The sequence below is a fragment of the Kitasatospora sp. NPDC059812 genome, assembly GCF_042732075.1.
In the GTDB taxonomy this organism is placed as follows: domain Bacteria; phylum Actinomycetota; class Actinomycetes; order Streptomycetales; family Streptomycetaceae; genus Kitasatospora.
Map to the genome: position 1 here is coordinate 1 of NZ_JBHWIO010000029.1, position 3,914 is coordinate 3,914.

4 protein-coding genes are annotated in these 3,914 nt (G+C 74.0%); 2 read left to right on the forward strand and 2 right to left on the reverse strand.

What is annotated here, in order from left to right; genetic code table 11:
* Positions 1 to 143: 143 nt before the first annotated feature.
* Entirely contained in the window at positions 144 to 1,295 is a 1,152-nt protein-coding gene (locus ACFV6D_RS16855; RefSeq protein ID WP_380560336.1) for a serine hydrolase domain-containing protein, read from the reverse strand.
* A 184-nt stretch (positions 1,296 to 1,479) separates the two neighbouring features.
* Entirely contained in the window at positions 1,480 to 1,998 is a 519-nt protein-coding gene (locus ACFV6D_RS16860; RefSeq protein ID WP_380560338.1) for an NUDIX domain-containing protein, read from the reverse strand.
* 107 nt (positions 1,999 to 2,105) lie between these two features.
* Here ACFV6D_RS16860 and ACFV6D_RS16865 point away from each other — a divergent pair, with 107 nt between their 5' ends.
* Together ACFV6D_RS16865 and ACFV6D_RS16870 are read left to right on the forward strand one after the other, a co-directional pair.
* Positions 2,106 to 2,249, forward strand: a complete 144-nt coding sequence (locus ACFV6D_RS16865; RefSeq protein ID WP_380560340.1) for a hypothetical protein — start codon at positions 2,106 to 2,108, stop codon at positions 2,247 to 2,249.
* A 103-nt stretch (positions 2,250 to 2,352) separates the two neighbouring features.
* Positions 2,353 to 3,741 (forward strand): NAD(P)/FAD-dependent oxidoreductase, encoded by a 1,389-nt coding sequence (locus tag ACFV6D_RS16870; RefSeq protein ID WP_380560394.1) that lies wholly within the window; start codon positions 2,353 to 2,355, stop codon positions 3,739 to 3,741.
* Positions 3,742 to 3,914 lie beyond the last annotated feature (173 nt).

Below are 3,914 nucleotides of genomic sequence, written 5' to 3' on the forward strand. Positions count from 1 at the left end.
GATCCCGCTGCTAAAACGGGCCCCCCCCCGCGGCATCCCGGCGGGGGGGGGGCGGGGGGGGGCCCGCGCCCCCCGCCCGGGGGGGGGGGGGGCGCCCCCCCCCTCGCCCGGGGTCCGCTCTCGCGTGTGAGTGCCTGACCGCCTCAGCGGCAGAGCGCGGCGTCGACGGCGTCGGCGACGCGCTGCTTGACATCGGCAGAGGGCAGGGTGGTGACGGCGATGTCGGCGGCGCGACCGTCCTCGGTGACACCACCGCGGGTCGCGTAGCCCGGGAGCGTGCCGCCGTGGCCCCAGTACACACCGCCGCAGGACAGCGGGCGGCTGGCGAGCCCCAGCCCGTACCGGCCGCCGGGGCCCATGTACTCGGCGGGGACGGTGATCTGCATCTGGGCGAGCTGGGCCGGGGCCAGCAACTCGCCGCCGAGCAGGGCACGGAAGAAGCGGTTGAGGTCGCTGTTCGTGGAGACCAGGGCGCCGGCCGTCCAGGCCCAGGACATGTCCTGCTCGGTGACGTCCAGCGGCTGGTCACCGGGCTCCTCGGTGACGTAGCCGTGCGGGTGGCGCTCGTGCACCGTCATGTCGCCCTGGGTGGGGAAGTACGTGTGGCGCAGGCCGATGCGGTCGATGACCCGCCGGGTGATCTCCTCGCCGGCGGGCCGCCCGGTGACCTTCTGGATGATCAGGCCGGCGATCAGGTAACCGGTGTTGCAGTACTTCCAGCCCTTGCCGGGCTCGAAGTCGGGCTTCTGGGCGAGCGCGAGGTCGAGCAGATCGCGGGGCTCGTGGTACTGGGAGAGGCTCTGGTCGGGCAGGAAGTGGGTGTAGTCGGGCAGGCCGCTGGTGTGCTGGAGGATCTGACGGACGGTGATCTTCCGCCCGTCGATCTCGCCACCTGCGCCGGTGCCGCGCACGAGGCCCGGCAGGTAGGTGTCGAGGGAGGCCTCCAGATCGACCTTGCCCTCGGCGACGAGCTGCAGGACGACGACGGCCGTGAAGGACTTGGTGTTGCTGCCCGCCCGGACCTGCCCGTCCACGGGCACCGCCGCGCCGGTGGCCAGATCGCCCACCCCGGCCGTGTAGGTGCGGGTGTGCCCGTTCCGGTCCCGCACGGTGGCCAGCGCGCCGGGCACACCATCCTGCCGGACCAGCGCGTCGAGCCGCTGCTGGACGACGTCGGCTCGGGGGCCCGCCGCCTGGGCTGCCGGCGCGGCGGCCACGCCGAACAGCAGGACGCCTGCGGCGGCAGCTGCGCTGAGCCTGAATGGTCGAATCCTGTACGGCGTGGACGGGTTCACGGAGCGTCTCCTCTCGCCGGGCCGGCGCGCCCGGGACCACCAGGGCACCACGCGGCACCGGCGACGGTCGTCCGCGCGCAGGAGGAGCGGGGGTCGGAGCGATGGTCCTGACGGTCTACGACCTGCGGGGTACGAACTGCGGTCCGGCTGTTGGTGTGTGACGGTGGGACTTACCGACGGCTGGTCAGAGTCGCCATGGCTCTGCCCCGTCCCGCAGATAGCGTGTGTGGCCGTCAGAGAGAGCTCGGAGTGCGGCCTGGAGGCGGGTGCGTTGGCGTGCCCGCAGCCGGGCGGCCACCTCGGGCGCTGGGAGGAAGAGCGCTTCGGAGAGTTCGTCGTCATGGGGGCGGACGTTGGCGGCAAGGGCGGGGGCGAGGGTTCCGGCGTCGAAGATGAACGCGATCTGGTCGTCCCAGGGCCCGTGCGGTGCCACCCAGTCCACGACGAGAAGGGCGCCGACGGTGATGTCGAGGCCCAACTCCTCGCGCAGCTCCCGCACGGCTGCCTGGTCAGGGGGTTCGTTGGCCTCGGCCATGCCGCCCGGCAGGTCCCAGCCGTCCTTGTAGGTCGGGTTGACGGTCAGGAGACGGCCGCTCACGTCTCGCAGGATGACGTCGGCCGAGGCGCGCTTGCGGGCCTGCCTGGCGTTGCCCTCGGAGAGGTAGGCGTTCCAGGCTTCGGTGTCGGTGGGTGCGGGCCTCACGATGAACCTCCCCGAGGTGACGGGATGATGTCGGCGAGTAGCAGGAGCCGGATTCTGCTCGCTTCGTCGAATCGTGCCAGGTACTCACGCACCGGGCCGTAGTCCCGGTGCGTGCCCAGAAGATCGCCCAGGCCGTCCAGTTGTCGGGCGACGCGAGCTTGGCGAGGCTGCGGAGGATGGGGGTGCGGGTCGCGGAGTTCACGTCGGGGGTGTGCAGTTGGACGCGGGTGCTGGAGCTGTTGGCGGTCTGACAGGGTGGCTGGCCGGGCGGGGGGATCTTGGCAGTGTGGGGGTGTTCCGGCGTGACCGGTGCGGCGTAGCGTCCGGGCAGGTCGGCGACGGGTGTGGGAGGTTCTGGTGGCGGTCAACGGCGAGGTGTCGTTCTGGTACGCGGCGAGTGGGCTGCCGGAGCCGGGGCCGGCGTTGCCCGGGAGCGCGGATGTGGACGTGTGCATCGTCGGCGGCGGGTACACCGGGCTGTGGACGGCGTACTACCTGAAGAAGGCGGATCCGTCGCTGCGGATCGCGGTGCTGGAGCGCCGGTTCTGCGGCTACGGCGCCTCGGGGCGCAACGGCGGGTGGCTGTACAACGGTTTCGCGGGCCGGGGCGCGTTCGCGAAGCGGTACGGCCCGGGTGCGGCGGCGGCGATGCAGCGGGCGATGGACGAGGCGGTCGGGGAGGTTGTGGACGTTGCCGCCGCCGAGCGGATCGACGCGCACATCGTGCGCGGCGGGGTGCTCGAAGTCGCCAGGAACAGAGCCCAGTTGGAGCGGCTCAAGGCTTTCGCCGCCGCCGAGCGGGGGTACGGAGAGGGTCGCGTCGAGCTGCTGGGCGCGAAGGAGGCCGCCGACCGGATCGCCGTCGCGGGCGCCCTCGGCGGCACCTGGACGCCGTACGGTGCGCGGATCCAACCGGCCGCGCTGGTACGCGGGTTGGCGCGGGTGGTGCGGGACCTCGGGGTGGCGGTGCACGAGGGGACGGCGGTGACGGCGATCCTGCCGGGCACCGCGTACGCCCGGCCGCGCGCGGTGACGCCGCAGGGCACGGTGACCGCCGAGTACGTGCTGCGCGCGACCGAGGGCTTCACGGCCGGCCTGCGCGGCGAGCGGCGGACCTGGCTGCCGATGAACTCGGCGATGATCGCCACCGAGCCGCTGCCGCCCGCCTTCTGGGCGGACGCGGGCTGGCAGGGCCGCGAGGTGCTGGGCGACTTCGCGCACGCCTACATGTACGCGCAGCGCACCGCGGACGACCGGATCGCGCTGGGCGGCCGGGGTGTGCCGTACCGGTTCGGCTCGCGGACGGACGCGGACGGCGGCACCCAGGTGGAGACCGTGCGCCAGCTCCGGCAGATCCTGAACCGCTTCTTCCCGGCGGCCGCGAGTGCCCGGATCGACCACGCCTGGGCGGGCGTGCTCGGTGTGCCCCGGGACTGGTGCGCCACGGTGGAGCTGGACCGTGCGAGTGGTCTCGGCTGGGCGGGCGGGTACGTCGGCAGCGGGGTGACCACGACGAACCTGGCGGGCCGGACGCTGCGCGACCTGGTCCTCGGGCGGGACACCGGGCTGACCGGGCTGCCCTGGGTGGGCCACACCGTGCGCCGCTGGGAGCCCGAGCCGCTGCGCTGGATCGGGGTGCACGCGATGTACGCGGCCTACCGCGCGGCGGACCGCCAGGAGGCGGGCGGACGGGCCGCCACCTCGCCGATCGCCCGCGTCGCGGACGTCGTCTCCGGGAGGTAGCGGCGCGGACGGTAGCGGCGCGGGCGGTGGCGAGCGCGGTCGGACGGCGGCGAGCACGCCGGACGGGGGGGGGGGGGGGGGGGGGCGGGTCTGGGACGGCACCCCACACCACCACACCCCCCAAGACCGCGCGCACCGACACCACAAGACGGACCCGCCGGCCCCCCGCGCGC